This window comes from Gordonia hongkongensis, from assembly GCF_023078355.1.
GTDB classification, from domain to species: Bacteria; Actinomycetota; Actinomycetes; order Mycobacteriales; family Mycobacteriaceae; genus Gordonia; species Gordonia hongkongensis.
On the sequence record NZ_CP095552.1, the window covers coordinates 1,881,769 to 1,902,831 of the forward strand.

The window sequence follows — 21,063 nt, forward strand, 5'->3', positions numbered from 1 at the left end:
CTCAGGCTAGCCTCGTGAACAGCTGGAACGTCCTTCATCGACAGGATGGTTCGTCTCACCATGAGAACGGGGGAGCGATGGCCCGGGACTGGCTGGTCGACGGAGACCGGCACGATGCTGCACGCGAGCGTCTGATCGCGCACGCGGCGGCCCTCATCGCACGCCGTGGCCTCGACGGGTTCGACCTCGACGAGCTCGGTCGTCGGGCGCACTGTTCGAGGGCGACGATCTACCGCCATGCCGGCGGTCGGTCCGCGCTGATCGAGTCCGTGCTGGCCACCACGTCGGCACCGGTGCTCGCCGCCATCCGTGCGACCGTCGCGGATCTCACCGGGCCCGATCGCGCCCAGACGGCGATCATCGAGACCCTGCGCGCACTACGCGGCGACCGGGTCATCCGGCAGTTCCTCCGGCCCGACAACCTCATCGGCGCGACGCCAACCGTCCTGTCGTCCCCCGCGGTGCACGCGGTGGCCGCCGATCTGGTCGGCGTCGACCCCGATGATCCCGCGGATGCACGGTTCCTCATCCGTTCCGTTCTCGCCCTGCTGCTCTGGCCCGCCGAACCCGACGAGGAGGCGCGGAGCGCGGAATCGATCGTCGCCGGCATCTTCCGTCGGGACCCCGGCACCGACGACGACGGCCCGCACCCCTGAGGGTGCGGGCCGTTGCCGGGCTGCAGAGAAAGTTCGAATCGGCTAGCGCGAGAACATGAGTGCGCGCTTGACCTCCGAGATCGCCTGGGTGACCTGAATGCCACGCGGGCACGCGTCGGTGCAGTTGAACGTGGTGCGGCAACGCCACACACCGTCGACGTCGTTGAGGATGTCGAGTCGCTCGACGGCCCCCTCGTCGCGGCTGTCGAAGATGAACCGGTGCGCGTTGACGATCGCGGCGGGACCGAAGTACGAACCCTCGGTCCAGAAGACCGGGCAGCTCGTCGTACAGCAGGCGCACAGGATGCACTTGGTGGTGTCGTCGAACCGGGCGCGGTCGGCCTGGCTCTGGATGCGTTCGCGGGTCGGCTCGTTGCCCGAGGTGATCAGGAACGGCTTGATCGCGCGGAACGCGTCGAAGAACGGTTCCATGTCGACCACGAGATCCTTCTCCACCGGCAGGCCGCGGATCGGCTCGATGGTGATCGTGATCTCCTTGGACTTGTCCTTCGGGAGCATGTCCTTCATCAGCAGCTTGCAGGCGAGACGGTTGACGCCGTTGATCCGCATCGCGTCCGACCCGCACACGCCGTGGGCGCAACTACGACGGAACGTGAGCGTCCCGTCCAGGTAGCCCTTCACGTACAGGAGCAGGTTGAGCAGGCGGTCGGTCGGCAGCGCCGGGACGCGGAAGCTCTCGAAGCCCTGGGCGTCGGGATTCTCCGGGTTGAAGCGGAAGATCTTGAGCGTCACCATGGTGGCCTCGTCGGGCACCGGAGGCAACGGCGGATCGTCGGAAGACGGTGCGGGCTTGTCCAGAACAGATGTCATCAGTACTTACGCTCCATCGGCTCGTAGCGGGTTTCCACGACCGGCTTGTACTCCAACTCGATGTCTGAAAGGAGGTCCGTGCCCTTTTTGTAGGCCATGGTGTGCCGCTTGTAGTTGACGTCGTCACGATCCGGGTAGTCCTCGCGTGCGTGACCGCCGCGCGACTCCTTGCGGTTCAGGGCTCCGGCCACCGTCACCTCCGCCATCTCCAGCAGGAAGCCGAGTTCGATGGCCTCGAGGAGATCGCTGTTGAAGCGCTTGCCCTTGTCATGGACTCGGATGTGGGCGTAGCGCTCCTTGAACCGGTGGATGTCGGTCAGGGCCTGCTTGAGGGTCTCCTCGGTGCGGAACACCGAGGCGTTCGCGTCCATCGAGGCCTGCAGCTCGGTACGGATGTCGGCGACGCGCTCGTGTCCGTGGTCGCTGAGCAGCAGCTCGAGCCACGAGTCGACCATCTCGGTGGGCGTCTCGGGGAGCTCGGCGAACTCGGCCGAGTTCGCGTAGTCCGCGGCCGCGATTCCCGCGCGTCGTCCGAAGACGTTGATGTCGAGCAGCGAGTTGGTGCCCAGCCGGTTGGCTCCGTGGACCGACACGCACGCACACTCGCCGGCGGCGTACAGGCCGTGGACGACCTCGTCGTTGTTGCGCAGCACCTGACCGTTGATGTTGGTCGGGATGCCGCCCATGACGTAGTGACAGGTGGGGAACACCGGCACGTACTCGGTGACCGGGTCGACGCCGAGGTAGGTACGGGCGAACTCGGTGATGTCGGGGAGCTTCTCGTTGAGGACGTCCTCGCCGAGGTGGGTCACGTCGATGTAGACGTAGTCCTTGTTCGGGCCGGCACCGCGACCTTCGAGCACCTCGAGCACCATCGACCGGGCCACGATGTCGCGCGGCGCGAGGTCCTTGATGGTGGGGGCGTAGCGCTCCATGAAACGCTCGCCGTCGGCGTTGCGCAGGATGCCGCCCTCACCGCGGACCGCCTCCGAGATGAGGATGCCGAGCCCCGCGAGACCCGTCGGATGGAACTGGTGGAACTCCATGTCCTCGAGGGGCAGGCCCTTGCGGAAGATGATGCCCATGCCGTCGCCGGTCAGCGTGTGCGCGTTCGAGGTCGTCTTGTACATACGGCCCGAGCCGCCGGTGGCGAACACGATCGACTTGGCGTGGAAGACGTGGATCTCGCCGGTCGCGAGCTCGTAGGCGACGACACCGGTCGCGACCTGCTCGCCCTTCTCGTTCTCCGTGAGGCAGATGTCGAGGGCGTAGAACTCGTTGAAGAACTCGACGTCGTGCTTGACGCAGTTCTGGTAGAGCGTCTGCAGGATCATGTGGCCGGTGCGGTCGGCGGCGTAGCAGGCCCGCCGGACCGGGGACTTGCCGTGATCGCGGGTGTGGCCGCCGAAGCGTCGCTGATCGATCTTGCCCTCGGGTGTCCGGTTGAAGGGCAGGCCCATCTTCTCGAGATCGAGCACCGCGTCGATGGCCTCCTTGGCCATGATCTCGACGGCATCCTGATCGGCGAGGTAGTCACCACCCTTGACGGTGTCGAAGGTGTGCCACTCCCAGTTGTCTTCCTCGACGTTGGCGAGTGCCGCACACATGCCGCCCTGGGCCGCGCCGGTGTGGCTGCGGGTCGGGTACAGCTTGGTCAGCACCGCGGTGCGGGCCCGAGGGGCGGCTTCGATCGCCGCGCGCATGCCTGCGCCGCCGGCGCCCACGATGACGACGTCGTAGCGATGTTCCTGCATGTTGTGGGTCTCCTTTAGCCGACGCTGTTGACGTCGAAGGTCAGGAGGGCGTAGGTGCCCATCGTGAGGACGAGGATCATCGACACGGCGAGCAGCACGTTCAGCCAGAAACGGGTCGAGTCCTTGCGGGAGTAGTCGGCGATGACGGTGCGCACACCGTTGCCGCCGTGCAGTTGGGCCAGCCACAGCATGGTGAGGTCCCAGATCTGCCAGAAGGGTGAGCTCCACCGCGCGGCGACGAACGAGGAGTCGATGCGGTGCACGCCGCCGTCCCAGGCCAGCATGATGAACATGTGGCCGATCGTCAGGACGACGAGCAGCAGCCCGGAGAACCGCATGAACAGCCATGCGTTCTTCTCGAAGTTGCCGCCCTTGGGCTTGCGGGGCGAGCGCGGGTTGTCCAGGCTCGCGGGACGGTCGTGCTGAGTACCGAGGGTCTTGGCGACACCGGTGGCTTCCGAGGTGGTCATCTCTGGTGTCTCCTACAGGTGGCTGAACATGATCTGCAGCAGGCGGACCGTGCCGGCACCGAAGACGATGACGAACAGGGTCATGGCCACCCACAGCATCTGTCGCTGGTACTTGGGTCCCTTGGACCAGAAGTCCACGAGGATCAGGCGCACACCGTTGAAGGCGTGGAACAGGACGCACGCGACCAGGGCAATCTCCATGAGACCGATGATCGGCGTCTTGTAGGTCTCGATGATCTCGTCGTACTGATTGGGGTCGACTCGGATGACCGCGGTGTCGAGCACGTGTACGAAGAGGAAGAAGAAGATCGTGACGCCGGTGATGCGGTGCAGGACCCACGACCACATGCCGGGATCGCCGCGATAAAGAGATCGTCTGCGCACCGGGTCGGGTGCGACTTCGGTCGAGGTGCTCATCGGGAAAGTGGCCTCCAACATCGTCGATGGACGCGTCGAATCGGCATGCTCCGACTCGACCATGGACCCATACGAAGAGACTCTAAACCCATGCACATTCCGGTGGTAAATTGCCCGAACCGATCTGGGCGACAAGACATTACGACTTAGGTTTGCCTTACCCAAGCTTTGCGGTGATGAAATCCGGATGAACGGCCGATGACGCCGGGCGACAGGAGATCCACGTGGTTACAGAAATCGATTGGGATGTGTTGCGGGACAAGGCCAGATCGATGATCGGTCGTGCTTACGCACCCTACTCCCGGTACCCGGTGGGCGCCGCCGGGATCACAGCCGAGGGCGGTGTCGTCGCCGGTTGCAATGTGGAAAATGTCTCATATGGCCTGGGTATCTGCGCCGAGGTCGCACTGGTCGCGGCCCTGGTGAACGACGGAGGCGGAGCGCTGCGGGCGGTCAGCGTCTGCGACGCCCGCGGGGCGGTTCTGATGCCGTGCGGACGGTGCCGACAGGTCCTGCTCGAACACGGCGGGCGCGAGCTCCTCGTCGACCACCCCGGTGGTCCCCGGATGCTCGCCGAGCTGCTTCCCGATGCCTTCGGACCCGACGATCTCGAGGCGGTCCGTTCATGACGGTCGACGCCCGGGAGATCATCCACGCGGTGTCGGTGATCGCCACCAAGCGGGGCGGACACGAACTCGCCGACGCACAGATCGCGTGGATGGTCGACGGCTACACCCGCGGCGAGGTGGCGGCGGAACAGATGTCGGCATTGCTGATGGCCATATATCTGCGCGGGATGAATCGCCGTGAGATCGCGTCCTGGACGCACGCGATGATCGACAGCGGGCGCCGGATGGACCTGTCCGGTCTGCAGCGGGACGGGCGGCCGCTGGCCACCGTGGACAAACACTCCACCGGCGGCGTCGGGGACAAGATCACCCTCCCGCTCACGCCGCTCGTCGCGTCGTTCGGTGTCGCGGTGCCGCAGCTGTCCGGTCGGGGGCTCGGTCACACCGGTGGGACGCTCGACAAGCTGGAGTCCATCCCGGGGTGGCGGGCCGAGGTGAGCACGTCTGACATGCTCGACCAGCTCGAGCGGGTCGGCGCGGTCATCTGTGCCGCAGGCGCCGACCTGGCACCCGCCGATCGCAAGCTCTACGCCCTGCGCGATGTCACGGGCACGGTCGAGTCCATTCCGCTGCTGGCGTCGTCGATCATGAGCAAGAAGATCGCCGAGGGCACCGGTGCGCTGGTCCTCGACGTCAAGACCGGGTCGGGTGCCTTCCTGCCCGACGAGGACGACGCGCGCGAACTGGCGTCGACCATGGTCGAACTCGGTCACGACGCCGGTGTCGACACCCGTGCGGTCATCACCGACATGGGCACACCGCTCGGACTCGCGATCGGCAACGCCGTTGAGGTGGCCGAGTCGGTGGAGGTACTCGCCGGCGGCGGACCCGCCGACGTCGTCGAACTGACCCTGGCCCTCGCCCGGGAGATGCTCGACGCCGCTGGGCTCGTCGACGCCGACCCCGCAACCCATCTCGCCGACGGCCGGGCGATGGACACGTGGCGGGCGATGATCGCGGCGCAAGGTGGCGACCCCGATGCGCCCCTGCCGACGGCGCGCCACCACGACACCGTGACCGCGTCGGGCGACGGCATCGTCACCGAGATGGACGCGCGCGCGGTCGGCGACGCCGCGTGGCGACTCGGCGGCGGCCGATCGCAGCCGGGGGAGGCGGTCGCGGCAGAGGCGGGAGTGACCATCCATGCGAAGCCCGGTGATCGTGTCCGAGCCGGTCAACCGCTGTTCACCCTCCACACGCAGGATGAGGACCGGATCCCCGGAGCCCGCTCCTGCCTGGCCGGGGCGACGACCGTGGGGCCCGACTCCGCCGAACACGCGGGCGGCGCGCGCACCCGTCCACTGATCATCGACCGCGTTAGGTTTCCATCATGACGACGCTGACCCCGGCGAACATCTCCCTCGCCCCGAAGGTGCTCCTCCACGACCACCTCGACGGCGGACTCCGGCCCGCGACGGTCCTCGAGTTGGCCCACGAGGTGGGATACGACGGCCTCCCGGCGGATGAGAACGGCAGGCAGATCGACGACGCCGAGACGCTCGGGCAGTGGTTCCGACGTGCGGCCGACAGCGGCTCGCTCGAGCGCTACCTCGAGACCTTCTCGCATACGGTCGCGGTGATGCAGACCGTCGGCGGGTTGGAACGCGTCGCGCGCGAGTGCGTGGAGGACCTCGCCGCCGACGGGGTCGTGTACGCCGAGGTGCGTTATGCGCCCGAACAGCATCTCGAAGGCGGGCTGACCCTCGACGAGGTCGTCGAGGCGGTGCTGCGGGGCTTCGCCGAGGGCGAGGCGGTCGCGGCCGAGCGGGGCCGGACGATCACCGTGCGGTGCCTGGTCACCGCGATGCGCCACGCCGCCCGGTCACGCGAGATCGCCGAACTCGCGGTCCGCTACCGGGACCGGGGTGTCGTCGGTTTCGACATCGCCGGCGCCGAGGCGGGGCATCCGCCGACCCGCCATCTCGACGCCTTCGAATACATGCGGGCCAACTGTGCGCCCTTCACCATCCACGCCGGCGAGGCATTCGGGCTGCCGTCGATCCACGAGGCCATCGGCTTCTGCGGGACGGACCGGTTGGGTCACGGCGTCCGCGTCTTCGACGACATCGAACTCCCGGAGGGGGTCGATCTCGCGGCGCACTCGTTCGCGGGTGCGCGGCTGGGTCAGGTGGCGAACATCGTGCGGGACAAGCGGATTCCGCTGGAGCTGTGCCCGAGTTCGAATGTGCAGACCGGGGCGGTCGGTTCACTCGCCGAGCATCCGTTCAACGTGTTGGCGCGCCTACGGTTCCGGGTGACGGTGAACACCGACAACCGACTGATGTCCGACACCACCATGAGCAAGGAATTCGGCCTGCTCGCCGATCGGTTCGGCTACGGCTGGGCGGATTTCGAACGGTTCACGGTGAACGCGATGAAGTCGGCGTTCATCCACTTCGACGAGCGGCTGGCGTTCATCGACGACGTGATCAAGCCCGGCTACGCGGTGCTGCTCGGCTGAGCAGCACCGTCGCGGCCGGTTATGGGCGGAGAGGACTGCGCCCGTCAGCCCTTCTTGGTGAGCCGGGCCTCGAAGTCGTGCTCGAGCGCGCGCCACGCCTCGGCCTCGTTGTCGAACGGACCGCTGGGCGCCATGCGCTTGGGGTCGGGGTTGACGGTGTAGTCGACGAACCATCCCAGCGGGGTGGTGGTGCCGAGGGCCTCGGAGACCGTGTTGTCACCGGCGTAGTCGGCTGCGTCGGTGAAGAGTTCGACGGCGAGGTCGAGCTGGTCGCGATCCATTCGGCGGGGGCCGTCGGCGATGTCGTCGGCGAGACCCGGCAGGACGTAGACGTTGTCGTCGATGACGTCGAACTCGAGGGATCCGTTGGTCGCCTCGGTGCGGACCTCGTCGAACGTGGACAGGTCGGCGAGGTCATGCGTGTTGTCGTCGGCGAGGAACCGCGAGAGCGAGCGCGCCGAGGTGAACACGAAGATCTTGCCCTTGGTGCCGAGGAACACCGGGTCGTCTCCGAGATAGCACCGCAGTGTCAGGTACTCGTTCGCGCTGGTGACGATCTTGATCGGGTCGATGCCGACCGACGCCCAGAAATCGTCGTCGTCGTAGTCGTCCTCGTCCTCGTCGTCCGTGTCCTCTTCGAGGTCATCGTCGTCGGCGGCGTCCGAGGACTCGGCGTCGGGGGCACCGACGATCTCGATGTCATCGTCGGTCGGCTCGTCCTCGTCCTCGGCGGACGCGGCGGCCTCGAGTTCGGCCTCGGCGGTCTCGACGGCCTTGGCGTCCACCTTCGGTGTGCTGATGACACCGTCGATGGCATCGAGCACGTCATCCCAGTGCTTGGCGATGAGCCGGCCGATGCGCACCCAGAGGTCGGTGCCCTCGCGGCCGTCGAAGTTGCGTGTGCCGGTGGTGACGGCGCCCAGGATCGGGTTGCCGTTGAAGAACTTGGTGACCGGTGTCAGTTCGCAGACCTCACCGAGGATGCGCACGATCTCGAGTGCGTCTTCGAGTTCGGCGATGACCTCGGCGGTGGGGTCCTCCGCGGCGAGCTCGGGTACGCCGACGAGGTCGTAGCTGTGGCGCTCGTCGGGGACCAGTTCATCGGCCTGCAGGCCGACCACGGTCGACCACGCCGGATGCTCGACGAGATCGTTGTCCTCGTTGGTGCGGATGAACGCGGCGAGCTCGGCGACAGAGGGCAGGACGTACAGGTCCTCGTCCAGTCCGAGGAAGGCCTCCCATTCGTCATCGCCCTCACGCCAGCGGGGTGCCCACAGGGTGAAGCTGTTTCCGTCGGTGAGTCCGAGCTCAATCGGGACGATGTCTCCGGCCATGGGGACACAGCCTAGCGATTGTCGGCGGCGGATCCAGTAGTGCCCCCACAGACGGTCGGTGGTGTGCCGACGACTTTTCGATGAACTCCTGACTCGCCCGCGGGTGCGACCATCGGCGCGGCTCTCATCGTGGACGGAAGAATCCTTCGAATGCCTGGTCGAGGTTCGAGGTTCGCACCGGCGAGACGCCTACGGGGTCACCGGCTTCGATCATTTGACCATTGCCGATGTACATCGCCACGTGGCCGGACCACACCGCGAGGTCTCCGGGCTGCAGCTGCGCCTGGGACACCTGATACCCGGCGGTGTCCTGCTCCTGGGCGAGGCGGGGGATTTCGAGCCCGGCCTGCCGGTAGGCCCACTGTGTGAAGCCGCTGCAGTCGAATCCGTCGGGCGTCGTCCCGCCCCAGACATAGGGCACCCCGCGTTGACTCAGCGCGGCCCGCACCGCGGTCGCCGCGCGTTCGTTCGGAGCGTGGGCGACCGAGCCGTCGGGCAGCGTGATGGGGACGCCGCCGGGCGTGGGGACGGGCGACAGTCTGGCGGCGTCGCCGCCTGCGACTCCGACCATCTCGGCCGGCGCCGTGCGGCGGGCCAGGGCGGCCATCGCCTCGGTGTCGGAGCCGAGCTCGGCGCGAGCACGACCGATGATCTCCACGCCGCGGCTCAGATGCTCGACGGCGATCGGCAGGACCGCGAGAAGGACTGCCGGAGTGGCCAATCCGCCGTTGAGGCCACGGACATGCCGTTCCAGGGAGTCCACGAGGCCGTTCAGCGCGGTCGACGCCATGTGGACGGTACGGCCGGCGCTCTCGACGAGCCGGCCGAACTGGGCGGCGCATTCGGTGAGTTCGGTGAGTCGGCGCTGGTTCGCCGCGGTCGCGGCTGCGGCTCCGGCGGCCCCGGCTCCGTCCCACCGCGTGCGGACGGACTCGGCGGCCGACGTCGACCGCTGGCGCACCGACTCGACGGTGCCCGCTACGGTCCGGACCTGCTCGGCGGGGTTGCCCGGTGCCAGGATGCCGGTCCCCAGCGCGGCGATCAGTTGCCGCAGTGGCTCGATGAGGAGTTCGACGGGGATCACAGCGTCAGCTCACCGGCCGTCGCGATCCGGTCGGCGGCGGCGCAGTCGCAGTCGGCGTAGGACGTTGCGGCCGAGCTCGTCGTGAGTCCGACGCGTTCCTCGCGCGCCGTCGCGGCCTCGATGGTGCGACGGTGCAGGTCGAGGAACTCGACGACGGCGGTGAGGAACTCGATGCCGATGAGACCGAAGGTGATGGCTAGTTCGACCACGGCGGCGTCGTCGCTGCCGGTCCCGCCCTCGAGCATCTGGGCGTTCGTGCGGTGTGCGCCGGAGAACTCGTGCAGCGCAGACGAATCGGCGAACAGTCGGCCACCTGTGTCCGGGCCTGGCCGGGTGGGTGCGGGATAGGGATGGGGGGAGGACGGGCTCATGGGTTTTCGACGCGGCGCGGCCCCGTTGGGTTCCATCAAATTCTCGCGGCGACCCAGACCGGCGTGGTGGAGCTCGCCCAAGCGGCACGCGAGCGCCGGGGAGGAAATAGGGTGTCGGCATGGAGTCCCTGATCGTCGACCATCCCCTCGCAGCCGCGCGTCTGACCACGATGCGTGACGAGACCACCGACAACGCCGGATTCCGGGCTGCGCTGTCCGACCTCACCCAGATGCTGATCTACGAGGCGCTTGCCGGTGCGCCGCGCGCCGACGTCGCGATCAACACGCCGATGACCGCGCACACGGGATCGAGGCTGGCATCCCCGCCTCTCCTGGTCCCGGTCCTGCGGGCCGGCCTCGGGATGGTCGAGCAGGCGCACGCGATGGTGCCCGAGGCGCATGTCGGTTTCGTGGGCCTCGCCCGCGACGAGGAGACCGCACAACCCGTGCCGTACCTGGAGTCGCTGCCGGAGGACCTGTCGGGACGGCCGGTGTTCGTCCTCGACCCCATGCTCGCCACCGGCGGCTCCATGCTCCACACCATCGAGTTGCTGGTCGCCCGCAATGCCACCGACATCACCGCCGTGTGTGTCGTCGCCGCACCTGAAGGGGTTGCGGCGCTGGAGAATTCCGGTCACCCGTGCCGGCTCGTCGTGGCTGCCGTGGACGACGGGCTCAACGAGGTCAACTACATCGTGCCCGGTCTCGGTGACGCGGGCGACCGGCAGTTCGGTCCGAGGTATTCGTGAGTATGGCTGAACCTCGCGCGGCACGTCGCTGAGACAAGCCACACGTCGTCATTCAAAGGCCCTCATGACCCGCCCTGATGTTCTTTTCGCCGAACGCCGCCGTCTGGTACTGGCAGGATGCTTCGTCGATCACCGATCACGGACGGCCGCTGCGGTGGGCCGCCGGACGGTTTGAATGCTCGAGCGACGGCCGAGAAACGGGTCGACGGCTACCGCGTTCACGGCGAAGCCGGCATGACAGATCACTCCAGCCGCCCCACCTGTCACCCAACGAACCCCGGTGCGACGTGAACGTCGAATCATCGAGCTACGCCTATCTCCCCGCCGGGACGCAGCTCCTATTGCCACGCATCTACTGCTGCGAGATCGACCGTCGAGGCGGTGCTGCGCCGATACGGGATGCCACTGTTGCGACACCTCGCCCAGGCCACCGCGCTGCCGGTACGCCGAACCCCACCGCGCCGCTTAGATCACGGCGCTCCCGGAGGCCTCCATATCGTCGACGACCACACTCGGCTGCGTACTCCGAGATCCTCACCGACGAACGCACAGAGACCGATACGCAATTCTGGGGCCGGGCACGCCCTTCTTCCACGCGCACGGCATCACGGACAAGAGTTGTTGACCGACTACGGCGGCAGTTGCCGCCCAGGGCTTTCCGCGCATGCCCTCGGCCATGAGATCGCGCACCAGAGACCCGTCTGTACCGGCCACAGACCACAACAGAGTTGAACGCTTCCACCGGTTGCTCGCCTCGGAAAGGGCCTACGCGAGGTCTACACCACTGAGGCCGCCCGAGCGGCGACCTACGACGACTGGCTGCACGACTACGAAAACCACCGAATCCACACCGGTATCGGCGGATTCGCCCGAACGCCTACGCGTCCACAACTTCACCGGGGCTACAGCGAGTCCGCGGCAAGAACACCGTTGGAAGAACGAATTCCGAAACGGGTGTGACTGAAGTTCACCACTGTCATCGATCCACGCACTGCAAACGCACGGTGGACGAAAAGCGCTGCACAGTCATTGGTTTCGTAATTTCTGGGCTTGTGGAGTTTTCTCGTAATCGAATGGATGTTCCTGTACCTTGGAGTCATGTCAGAGCTAGCCACTCTCCTCGATCAACTCATCGAGACCACCCCACCCGCCGACGACCCCACCGGCAGAGCAACATTCGACGCCCTCGACACATGGCGCCTGATCCGCAACCTTGCTGATCATCAGATCGTCACCCACGCAGCGCAACTCGACGAACTCGGCGTCGCGCAGAAAGCCGGCAGTACCACCAAGAAGTTGCTGATCGAAAGCGGCCACGCACCTGCCGCTGCTCTTCGCACCGTGCGAAGTGTCAACGCCCTACCGACGCTGCCCGTGGTGGCGCGTCACGCGGCCGACGGGAGACTGGCTGGCGAGATCGTCGACGCCATCGTGCGCGGGGTGAACGAGATCGAGAAACGTTGTCACGAAGGGCTTTCCGACGACGATCGCACCCGGCATGAGAGCGAGCTCGTCGCCCAGGCGCTGTCGGGCGCGACACCGACTGAAGTACTCAAGCACGCTCGAGCCATCGGCAACACACTCTGCGACGACTCTGACACCGGTGTACCGGCGGCCGACGACCCATCGCTGAACTCGGTCAACGCACACACCACCGACGACGGCCGCGTCGAGGTCCGTGCCGATCTCACCCAGGTGGTCGGCGAGAAGTTCCTGGCCATGATCGACGAACGCTCCTGCCCAAAACCCGAACCCGACGGAGCCGAGGATCGTCGCACCGCCGAGCAACGCCGCGCCGACGCTTTCGAGTTGATCCTCGACCAAGCCGCGATCGGCGCGACCATCGATACCGTTGGTTCCCCGCGCACGCAACTGATGCTGACGATCCCCGCGACCGGAGAGCTGGCAACGCTGCCGTGGACCGGGACGGTCAGCCAAGCGACCGCCAAAAAGGTGTCGTGCGACGGGTCCCTGACCGAGATAATCCTCGACCGTGAGGGCGTACCGCTGCAGATGGGTCACACCCGCCGGTTGTATCCGGCACACCTCCGCAAAGCAATCATCGTGCGCGACGCCTGCTGCATCAAATGCGGTGCACCACCCTCACATACCCAAGTCCACCACATCCGGTCATGGGCCGACGGCGGACCCACCGACCTCGACAACGGCTGCCTGCTCTGCCAACGCTGCCACACCCAGGTCCACCACCACGGCTGGGACATCGTCATTGGTTACGACCGGCACCCGTGGCTCATCCCACCCGCGTCGATCGACCCGCACCGCCGGCCACTACCCGCCTACAACCGACGCACCATGCGACTCGACGACGCCGCCTGACCACACCTTCGCGCAGCACCTTCCGCACCCGGGCCACACCCGGGACCGAACCTGTCCCTTGACAACTCAACAGTGTCACCCCAGCGGCAACCGCCCGTACGAGACCGGAACGTCTCGTCGTCGTGGGTGGAAGGCGACTGCCGAGCGCCGAATGAGGGCCCGGACCTGGGCCAGTGCTGCCGGGTGTTCCAAACTGCCGGGGACGGTGGTCGTCTGTGCCCCAGGCGAACTGGCGGCACGTCCAAGCGGGGGCGGCAACGTCGGCGTGGCAACGGTCGTCCCGTCACGCACGCTTCGAATTACGGTGACCGGGCTGCGCCGAACCGCGGTCAGCGAGGTGCGGCGGGTCTCAGCCGGGCAGCGACCAGTACGCGAGCATCGGCTCCTCGGTGAGCACGGCGCCGCCGTCGACGATGGTGAGACTTGTCGGCGAGACGAGGTAACGCACCGAACCGTTGCGCGCCTCGAAGGTGTCGCCGGTGCGGGTCGGGAACTGGAGTTCGATCCCGCCCTCGGGTGCGGCGCCCTTGTAGTACAAGCGGCCCGTCTGGGTGCCCACCTGGCAGATCACCACGCGCGACCGGGCGGTCTGTCCGACGGCCACGGCGGGGTCGTCGGCGGCGTTGCAGCGGGGACCGCTGGTGAATCCCTGCCAGTCGGCGCCGGCGACGGTGGGGGTCGGCCGGACCGGGGGCGGCGGCGTCGTCGTGGTGGTGGTCGCGGTGGTGGGGGTCGTCGTCTCCGCGGGGCGGGTGACGGTACTCGTGAAGGTCGACGCCGACGGTTGTCCGCCGTCCGCGCTGTCGCGGTCCGCGGACTCGTCGTCCGCGGGGATCAGGAGCAGCGCCGCGAGGACGCCCACCACCACCAGCAGCACGCCCGCGCCGATCGCCACCAGCACCGCCGGCGACGACCACGGGGACCGCGGCGGGCCAGGTGGCACCGGGCCCTGCGGGTAACCGCCCGACGGATAGCCACCCTGGGGATAGCCGCCTGGACCGCTCGGTGGATAGGTCATCTCGCTCCTTCGGTTCGGCCGGCCGCCGGTTCCGTTCGGTCCTACAGTTCGCCGATGATCCGGGCCAACAGCTCGCCCATCCGGGTTGCCGACGCGCGGCCGACCTCCAGGACCTCTGCGTGGCTCAGGTGTTCGCCGGTCATGCCGGCCGCGAGGTTGGTGACCAGGGAGATGCCGAGCACATCGAGTCCGGCGGCGCGCGCCGCGATGGTCTCGTGCACGGTCGACATCCCGACCAGGTCCGCACCCATCGTCCGCAGCATCCGGATCTCGGCGGGGGTCTCGTAGTGCGGGCCGGGGAGCCCGGCGTAGACCCCCTCGGCGAGGCCCGGGTCGATGCCGCGCGCGATCTGTCGCAGCCGCGGTGAATAGGCATCGACCAGGTCGACGAACTGGGCGCCGACCAACGGGGAGCGGGCCGTGAGATTCAGATGATCCGAGATGAGCACGGGTTGCCCGACCGACATGTCCTCGCGCAGACCGCCCGCCGCGTTGGTGAGCACGACGGTGTGGACACCGGCCGCGGCTGCGGTGCGGACCGGGTGGACCACGCGAGCGAGGTCGTGGCCCTCGTAGGCGTGAATACGTCCCAGCATCAACAGGACTCGTCGATCACCGATCCGGACGGAGTGGACCACGCCGCCGTGGCCGGCGGCCTTGGGCGGGACGAATCCCGGGATCGACGCCATCGGCAACGAGCGGATGGGCCGCCCGAAGGCGTCGGCGGCAGGTGACCATCCCGACCCGAGGATGACGGCCACATCGTGTGTAGCGGCGTCGGTCTCGGCAGCGATCGTGGCCGCGGCGACGATGGCCGCGGCATCGGGGTCGGCGGTGGGCTCCATGCGCCAACCCTAAACCGTTCCCAGGCCCACACGGCCGCGCGTCGCAGCGCGCCGACCGATCGGGTCGGTGGCGACGAGACCGGGAGCGATAAGGTCGGGACATGCCATTTCTGAACGGTGACGGGGAGGTCGTCGAGCTCCATCTCGGAGCGCGCGGTGAGGAGATCAGCGAGTCCAATCCGGAGAACCGCTTCCGGGCCGACTGGTTGGACGAGGTCGATGCACTGCTGGACCAGGTGGTCGTCGACCGCACACGACCGCTGGTGATCACCGCCACCGGGAAGTTCTTCTCCAACGGCCTGGACACCGACCACATCTTCGCCGCTCCCGACCAGCTGCCCGGTTACCTCGACCGCGTGCACGCCCTGTACGCGAAGGTGCTCACCCTGCCCGTTCCGACGGTCAGCGCCGTCAACGGACACGCCTTCGGCGCCGGAGCGATGCTCGCGTTGTGCACCGACCACGTCCTGATGCGCACCGAACGCGGTTTCTGGTCGCTGCCCGAGGCCGCTCTCACCATGCCGTTCACCCGTGGGATGGCGACGTTGCTGCGCACCCGACTGACCGATCGCACCGCCACCGAGGCGATGTACACCAGCCGGCGGTACGGCGCCGACGACGCGGTGCGTGCGGGAATCGTCGACGAGGCCGTGGACGCCGAACTCCTCGTGAAGCGGGCCATCGAGATCGCGGCCGCCCGCTCCGCGACCGCCGGACCCAACCTGGCGCTGATCAAGCGCGGACTCCGTGGCCCCCTGCTCGACGACCTCGCACGTCAGACCCCGCCCGGAGTCTTCTGATGTCGGCCGCGGGAGCGGATTTCGCCGCGGCGGACGATCCCATCGACGCCTGGCTCGCCGAGCACGGCGGCGATCTCATCGCGTGGCGCCGGCAGATCCATGCGCATCCGGAACTGTCCCGGCAAGAGGTCCGCACCACCGAGCTGGTGATGAGCGAGCTCACCGCTGCCGGACTCACCCCGCGCCGGCTGCCGCTGGGCACCGGAGTGGTGTGCGACCTCGGTCCCGCCGGTGAGCCCCGTATCGCGCTGCGCGCGGACATGGATGCCCTGCCGGTGACCGAACACACCGGCCTGCCGTTCACCTCGGCGGTGGAGGGCGCGTCGCACTCGTGCGGTCACGACGCGCACACGGCCATCCTGATCGGCGTCGCGAAGCTCCTCGCCGCGGCCGAACCACTTCCGGTCGGCGTGCGTCTGATCTTCCAGGCCGCCGAGGAGGTCATGCCCGGCGGAGCCCTCGACGCCATCGAGGCGGGCGTCACCACCGGTCTCGGCCGCATCTTCGCCTTGCACTGCGACCCTCGCCTGCCGGTCGGCATGGTCGGCCTGCGGTCCGGCCCGTTGACGTCCGCGGCCGACCACATCGATCTGCAGCTGCACTCGGCCGGCGGGCACACGTCGCGGCCGCACCTCACCGGGGATCTCATCTACGCGATGGGCACGGTGATCACCGGCCTGCCCGGGGTGCTGTCGCGACGGATCGACCCGCGTTCGGGCACGGTGATGGTGTGGGGCGCGGCGAACGCCGGCAGCGCCGCCAACGCCATCCCGCAGGAAGGTCGCATGCGCGGCACGGTCCGCACCGGCGATCACGCCACCTGGGCCCAGCTCGAGCCGCTGGTCCGCAGCGTCGTCGGCGAGCTGCTGGCACCGCTCGGCGTCCGGTACGACCTCTCGTACTTCCGCGGGGTGCCGCCGGTCGTCAACGACGAGGTCGCGGTCGGGATGTTCGAACGGTCCGTCGCCGCGATCGGGTCCAAGGCGATCGCGGACACCCCGCAGTCACCCGGCGGCGAGGACTTCTCCTGGTATCTCGAACACGTCCCGGGAGCGATGGCCCGCCTCGGCGTGTGGGACGGATTCGGACCGCAGGTCGATCTGCACGCGCCCAACTTCGATCTCGACGAACGTGCCCTCGCGATCGGTGTGCGCGCGCTCGCCGGGATCGTGCTGAACGCGACCAGCGCCGCCGGCTAGGACACTCGGTCTATTCCGCGGGCCCCGGCCCGGGTCCGACATTGCGCGACTCGCGCAACCGGAGGTCCTGCACATACTCCGCGGGTGCGCCGGCGATCTCCGCGGCCTCGGCCATGACGCCGAGATAGCGCGCCGAGGGCAACCCGCCCTCGAAGGCGTCGAGGACGTACAACCAGGCCAGCACCGGGCCGTCGGCGGTGTCGACGCGGGCGCGGATCTTGCGGTGGATGCCGAGCTCGGAACCCTCCCACCGGTCGAGCAGATCCTCGTCCTCGGTGGTGACGTCGTAGAGAACCACGAACACCCGGGCGTCGGGGTCGTCGCGGTCCTCGGTGACCGTGGCCAGGGACCCCTCCCACCCGATGTCGCCGCCGCCGAACGTCAGACGCCAGCCGCGGAGCCATCCGGTGCCCGACATCGGGGAGTGCGGCGCGCGCTCGGCCATCTGCTCGGGATGCATGTTGGATCCATAGGCAGCATAGATGGGCACGGATGGAGCCTAGATGGTCCCCGCCGAGTCCGGAAGGCGACACCGTGGCCCGGCTCCGGTGTGCGACCACGTTCACAACGACGGACCCGCCCGACTAGTTTGGTAGGCGGCGCGAACGGGGGCGACCGTCTCGCGCGACCCGAGGAGCGTGTCACCCCGCGTTCCCGTCGAGCCACGACACACAGCCGGGCGCAGCTTCCCCACGAAGGACGCGGCGAGCCGGCGTGGAGAACAGGAGTCACAGTGACCAGGATCGTCATCATCGGCGGAGGACCCGCGGGTTACGAGGCAGCGCTCGCGGCGGCCGCCTACGGGGCCGACATCACGGTGATCGATTCGGACGGGATCGGCGGTGCCTGCGTGTTGTGGGACTGCGTCCCGTCCAAGACGTTCATCGCGTCCACCGGCATCCGCACCGAGGTCCGTCGCGCCGTCGACCTGGGCATCAACATCAAGACCGACGACACTTCCATCACGTTGCCGCAGATCCACCAGCGGGTCCGTGACCTCGCGTTCGCCCAGTCCGCGGACATCCGCTCACGACTCATCAGCGAAGGCGTGACGCTCGTCTCCGGTACGGCCGTGCTCGACGAGCGGCAGGTCGGCGTCTCGACGCATACCGTCGTCGCGACGCTCGCCGACGGAACCACCGAACGCTACGACGGCGATGTGGTCCTGCTGGCGACCGGCGCGTCGCCCCGCGTGCTGCCCGACGCCCAGCCCGACGGCGAGCGCATCCTCACCTGGCGTCAGCTCTACGACCTCGAGGAGCTGCCCGAGCACCTCGTCGTCATCGGTTCCGGCGTCACCGGCGCCGAGTTCGTCCACGCCTACACCGAACTGGGCGTCAAGGTGACGCTCGTGTCGAGCCGCGACCGGGTCCTCCCGCACGAGGACGAGGACGCCGCGCTGGTGCTCGAGGACGCACTCGCCGAACGCGGCGTCGAGCTGGTCAAGCACGCCCGCGCCGACAAGGTCGAGCGGCACGGCGATTCGGTCACCGCGCATCTGGCCGACGGCTCGACCGTGACCGGCAGTCACGTGCTGATGACCGTCGGTTCGGTCCCCAACACCACCGATCTCGGACTCGATCGTGCCGGGGTCGCGGTCGGCAAGGGCGGTTACATCGAGGTCGACCGGGTGTCCCGCACGTCGGTCGCGGGGATCTATGCGGCCGGCGACTGCACCGGGCTGTTCCCGCTGGCATCGGTGGCCGCCATGCAGGGCCGCATCGCGATGTACCACGCACTCGGCGAGGGCGTGAGCCCGATCAAGCTGAAAACCGTTGCGTCCGCGATCTTCACGCGTCCGGAGATCGCCACGGTGGGGGTGTCGCAGAACGCCATCGACACCGGTGAGTACCCGGCGCGCACCGTGATGCTGCCGTTGGCCACCAACCCGCGCGCCAAGATGAGCGGTCTGCGCCGGGGCTTCGTGAAGATCTTCTGCCGGCCGGCCACCGGTGTGGTCATCGGCGGTGTCGTGGTGGCGCCGAACGCCTCCGAACTGATCCTGCCCATCGCCCTCGCGGTGCAGAACAAGCTCACCGTCGGCGACCTGGCCCAGACGTTCTCGGTGTACCCGTCGCTGACCGGGTCCATCACCGAGGCGGCGCGGCAGCTGGTTCGGCACGACGACCTGGACTGAGCGCCGCCCGCCCGCTGTGCACAGCCGGTGCCGGTGTGCGCCGCCGGGTGCGTCGTCACGGTAGGGTCGGACGAATTCGTTCGTCCCGGCCGGCGACCAAGGGGGTGTCGTGAGCTCGCCGCAGCAGTCCTACAACACCTACGGCAGTCGCAACGACCGCGCGTTCGCTCGCGGTCGCACGCAGTGGGCGGGCATGAGCATCGACGAGATCCTCGACGTCCTGAGCACGATGGAACCCGGTCGTGCCGGCGGTGACGTCAACACGATCCTGCAGGCGATCGAGTCCGTCCGGCGCGCGGCCGAACGGATGCACGCGATGTTCGGCGACGGCATGCTCGGTCAGGCTTCCGACGCGGCGCTGGAGGCGGGCCGGTCGCTGTCGGCCGATCTGGCGACGACCTCGGAGACCGCCGGCCAGATCGGGGATGCGCTGGCCGGCGCGACAGGCATCCTCGGATCGGCTCGCGGTCAGGAGGGGCGGTTGCGTGAGCTGCAGCAGCACATCCGTGACAATCCCGAGGACGCGCCGGCTGTCCGGCATGAGGTCGACCGGGCGATGACGGGCGCCTACTCCTCGCCGATGATCGGGCTGCAGCGCTCCCTGCCGAACGACCCGACCGGGGCGAACGGGGTGACCGCAGGACTCGGCGGCGGGCCGACCGCCGGCGGTTCCGGCGCCGCGGGCTCCGGGCCGGACGCTCCCCGCGGTCAGGCCGCCAACACCGTCGACGCCGGCGACTTCGGGCGTGCCACTCCGACTGCCGGGCCGGTGCCGGTCGCTGCGGGCGGTCCACCACCCGGTGGCGGCGGACCCGGTGCGTCGTCGACGCCGCCAGGGCCTGCGGGTCCGGGCGGCGGACCATCCGGTCGTGGCAACACCGACGGCCCCGACGGGTTGGTGCGTGGTGGTCGGGCGACGCCCGAGTCGACGACCCGCGGCGCCGCGGCTCCCGAAACGCACCGGTCGGGAGGCGCCGACGGGATCGGCGAGAACAGCGGATCCGGTTCCGGTGGCGGTGCGCCGGCGAGTGGAGGCGCCGGGGTCCCGGTCGCGATGCCCGCTCCCGGCTTGCTCCCACCCGCGTCGGCGCCGACGCCGACCCCGGTCGCCGGCGGCTCACCGACGCCGGCGACCCCCGCCACCGCCGGGCCGGTTGCCCAGCGCCCGACGGGGATGCCGCTCGCCGGGGCCCCGGGCGGCGGACGGCGGCCCGGCGCCGACGACGACAGCCACCGGGCAGCGCCGTACCTGCACACTCGGGAACACGGCGCGCAGCTCGTCGGCGACATGCCGCTCGTCGGTCCGCCCGTCATCGGCGACTGGATCCGGCAGGCATCCCCGGCGGTCGACGACGCCGCGCCGGCCGGGCCGGATCAGGCCTTGTCCCTGCGGCCCGCGGCACCCGGCGACGCCGTCTCCCGGACCCCCGTCGACGGTGCGGCGCAGGAGGTCTCGGACGACACCGATCCACCGTCGGGCGGTTCGGCCACGTCGAGACCGGAGACCGTGTGAACGCCAGGCTGAAGCGTGTCGACCGGTTACCGGGCGGCGTCGCCCGCCTCGTCGACTCGGTGCCCGACGAGGACCTCACGGCGTGTCTGCACCTGATCGTCGCGACCGTCCTGGACGTCACGGCGGTCTCGACGCCCGAGATCCGGGAGGCGATCAGCCAGTGGCGGCGGCAGGGCGGTGCGTCGACGGCCGGCATCGCACGTCTGCGGCTCGTCGCGGCACAGCACGACTTCGACGCCTTCGCGCATCAGCGTCGTGGCGACGTGGACGCCCAGCGCGACAGCTTCCGCCGCGCCCGCGCCGTCGACTGCCTGGTGGCCGCGATGTCGACGCCCGCCGCTGGTGAGTCGCTGCGCGATGCGCTCCGCGAATCAGCCTACGAGGCCGCCGCGGCACTGGGCGGCACGGCCGGTGTGGTCGCCATCCTCGCCGACCACGTGATGTGAGGCGGCGGCACC

General features: G+C 68.7%; 21 protein-coding genes and 1 pseudogene. 12 read left to right on the forward strand and 10 right to left on the reverse strand.

Translation table 11 applies throughout. The annotated features are described in order from the left end of the window. The first annotated feature begins 77 nt into the window (after nt 1–77). A complete protein-coding gene (locus MVF96_RS08540) occupies nt 78–656 on the forward strand; it encodes a TetR/AcrR family transcriptional regulator (RefSeq protein ID WP_058250662.1) in 579 nt (192 codons plus the stop codon). Nucleotides 657–698: 42 nt separating this feature from the next. Here the strand turns inward: MVF96_RS08540 and MVF96_RS08545 are convergent, their stop codons facing one another. The 4 genes from MVF96_RS08545 to sdhC are packed head-to-tail and all read right to left on the reverse strand — an operon-like array spanning nt 699 to nt 4,128. After that, nucleotides 699–1,487: a succinate dehydrogenase iron-sulfur subunit gene (locus tag MVF96_RS08545; protein ID WP_058250661.1), complete on the reverse strand. Its 789-nt coding sequence runs from the start codon at nt 1,485–1,487 to the stop codon at nt 699–701. Further along, nucleotides 1,487–3,241: a succinate dehydrogenase flavoprotein subunit gene (sdhA, locus tag MVF96_RS08550; protein WP_058250660.1), complete on the reverse strand. Its 1,755-nt coding sequence runs from the start codon at nt 3,239–3,241 to the stop codon at nt 1,487–1,489. The genes MVF96_RS08545 and sdhA overlap by 1 nt, the downstream gene beginning before the upstream one ends. Before the next feature lie 14 nt (nt 3,242–3,255). Beyond that, nucleotides 3,256–3,711 (reverse strand): succinate dehydrogenase hydrophobic membrane anchor subunit, encoded by a 456-nt coding sequence (locus tag MVF96_RS08555; RefSeq protein ID WP_058250659.1) that lies wholly within the window; start codon nt 3,709–3,711, stop codon nt 3,256–3,258. Nucleotides 3,712–3,723: 12 nt separating this feature from the next. After that, nucleotides 3,724–4,128: a succinate dehydrogenase, cytochrome b556 subunit gene (gene sdhC, locus MVF96_RS08560; protein ID WP_058250873.1), complete on the reverse strand. Its 405-nt coding sequence runs from the start codon at nt 4,126–4,128 to the stop codon at nt 3,724–3,726. A 224-nt stretch (nt 4,129–4,352) separates the two neighbouring features. Here sdhC and MVF96_RS08565 point away from each other — a divergent pair, with 224 nt between their 5' ends. From MVF96_RS08565 to MVF96_RS08575, 3 genes are read left to right on the forward strand one after another with little or no spacing between them, the layout of a single operon-like run. Further along, nucleotides 4,353–4,757: a cytidine deaminase gene (locus tag MVF96_RS08565; RefSeq protein WP_058250658.1), complete on the forward strand. Its 405-nt coding sequence runs from the start codon at nt 4,353–4,355 to the stop codon at nt 4,755–4,757. Further along, nucleotides 4,754–6,091 carry a thymidine phosphorylase gene (locus tag MVF96_RS08570; protein ID WP_211538162.1) on the forward strand — a complete coding sequence of 446 codons (1,338 nt, stop codon included), beginning with the start codon at nt 4,754–4,756 and terminating at the stop codon, nt 6,089–6,091. Before MVF96_RS08565 ends, MVF96_RS08570 begins: the two co-directional genes overlap by 4 nt. Beyond that, a complete protein-coding gene (locus MVF96_RS08575; RefSeq protein WP_068971758.1) occupies nt 6,088–7,218 on the forward strand; it encodes an adenosine deaminase in 1,131 nt (376 codons plus the stop codon). The genes MVF96_RS08570 and MVF96_RS08575 overlap by 4 nt, the downstream gene beginning before the upstream one ends. Before the next feature lie 44 nt (nt 7,219–7,262). Here MVF96_RS08575 and MVF96_RS08580 read toward each other — a convergent pair whose 3' ends face one another. The 3 genes from MVF96_RS08580 to MVF96_RS08590 form a co-directional block, all read right to left on the reverse strand. Next, nucleotides 7,263–8,552: a primosomal protein gene (locus MVF96_RS08580; protein WP_211538161.1), complete on the reverse strand. Its 1,290-nt coding sequence runs from the start codon at nt 8,550–8,552 to the stop codon at nt 7,263–7,265. A 124-nt stretch (nt 8,553–8,676) separates the two neighbouring features. Next, a complete protein-coding gene (locus MVF96_RS08585; protein WP_211538160.1) occupies nt 8,677–9,636 on the reverse strand; it encodes a C40 family peptidase in 960 nt (319 codons plus the stop codon). After that, the gene (locus MVF96_RS08590; protein ID WP_068971760.1) at nt 9,633–10,007 is read right to left on the reverse strand and encodes a type VII secretion target; all 375 of its coding nucleotides are present in this window, start codon (nt 10,005–10,007) and stop codon (nt 9,633–9,635) included. The genes MVF96_RS08585 and MVF96_RS08590 overlap by 4 nt, the downstream gene beginning before the upstream one ends. A gap of 119 nt (nt 10,008–10,126) precedes the next feature. Between MVF96_RS08590 and upp the strand changes: the two genes are divergently transcribed. The 3 genes and pseudogenes from upp (at nt 10,127) to MVF96_RS08605 (ending at nt 13,093) form a co-directional block, all read left to right on the forward strand. Beyond that, nucleotides 10,127–10,756: a uracil phosphoribosyltransferase gene (upp, locus tag MVF96_RS08595; RefSeq protein WP_058250653.1), complete on the forward strand. Its 630-nt coding sequence runs from the start codon at nt 10,127–10,129 to the stop codon at nt 10,754–10,756. A gap of 254 nt (nt 10,757–11,010) precedes the next feature. After that, nucleotides 11,011–11,720, forward strand: a pseudogene (locus tag MVF96_RS08600) (integrase core domain-containing protein); the annotation flags it as partial. 113 nt (nt 11,721–11,833) lie between these two features. Continuing rightward, nucleotides 11,834–13,093: an HNH endonuclease signature motif containing protein gene (locus MVF96_RS08605; protein ID WP_211538159.1), complete on the forward strand. Its 1,260-nt coding sequence runs from the start codon at nt 11,834–11,836 to the stop codon at nt 13,091–13,093. 349 nt (nt 13,094–13,442) lie between these two features. On the opposite strand, the gene MVF96_RS08610 is transcribed toward MVF96_RS08605, so the two are convergent. Both MVF96_RS08610 and MVF96_RS08615 read right to left on the reverse strand, forming a co-directional pair. Next, the gene (locus tag MVF96_RS08610; RefSeq protein ID WP_247451837.1) at nt 13,443–14,111 is read right to left on the reverse strand and encodes a hypothetical protein; all 669 of its coding nucleotides are present in this window, start codon (nt 14,109–14,111) and stop codon (nt 13,443–13,445) included. 41 nt (nt 14,112–14,152) lie between these two features. Beyond that, a complete protein-coding gene (locus tag MVF96_RS08615; protein ID WP_058250650.1) occupies nt 14,153–14,956 on the reverse strand; it encodes a purine-nucleoside phosphorylase in 804 nt (267 codons plus the stop codon). A gap of 101 nt (nt 14,957–15,057) precedes the next feature. Here MVF96_RS08615 and MVF96_RS08620 point away from each other — a divergent pair, with 101 nt between their 5' ends. Both MVF96_RS08620 and MVF96_RS08625 read left to right on the forward strand, forming a co-directional pair. Continuing rightward, a complete protein-coding gene (locus tag MVF96_RS08620) occupies nt 15,058–15,756 on the forward strand; it encodes an enoyl-CoA hydratase/isomerase family protein (RefSeq protein WP_065630724.1) in 699 nt (232 codons plus the stop codon). Further along, nucleotides 15,756–16,955, forward strand: a complete 1,200-nt coding sequence (locus MVF96_RS08625; protein ID WP_247451838.1) for an amidohydrolase — start codon at nt 15,756–15,758, stop codon at nt 16,953–16,955. Before MVF96_RS08620 ends, MVF96_RS08625 begins: the two co-directional genes overlap by 1 nt. A 10-nt stretch (nt 16,956–16,965) precedes the next feature. On the opposite strand, the gene MVF96_RS08630 is transcribed toward MVF96_RS08625, so the two are convergent. Then, nucleotides 16,966–17,445 (reverse strand): gamma-glutamylcyclotransferase family protein, encoded by a 480-nt coding sequence (locus MVF96_RS08630; protein WP_004021668.1) that lies wholly within the window; start codon nt 17,443–17,445, stop codon nt 16,966–16,968. A gap of 243 nt (nt 17,446–17,688) precedes the next feature. Here MVF96_RS08630 and MVF96_RS08635 point away from each other — a divergent pair, with 243 nt between their 5' ends. From MVF96_RS08635 to MVF96_RS08645, 3 genes are all read left to right on the forward strand, one after another. Beyond that, nucleotides 17,689–19,092, forward strand: coding sequence for an NAD(P)H-quinone dehydrogenase (locus MVF96_RS08635; protein WP_247451839.1), 1,404 nt, complete (start codon nt 17,689–17,691; stop codon nt 19,090–19,092). 109 nt (nt 19,093–19,201) lie between these two features. Beyond that, nucleotides 19,202–20,605 carry a hypothetical protein gene (locus MVF96_RS08640; RefSeq protein ID WP_247451840.1) on the forward strand — a complete coding sequence of 468 codons (1,404 nt, stop codon included), beginning with the start codon at nt 19,202–19,204 and terminating at the stop codon, nt 20,603–20,605. Continuing rightward, nucleotides 20,602–21,051: a hypothetical protein gene (locus tag MVF96_RS08645; RefSeq protein ID WP_247451841.1), complete on the forward strand. Its 450-nt coding sequence runs from the start codon at nt 20,602–20,604 to the stop codon at nt 21,049–21,051. The genes MVF96_RS08640 and MVF96_RS08645 overlap by 4 nt, the downstream gene beginning before the upstream one ends. Nucleotides 21,052–21,063: the final 12 nt, after the last annotated feature.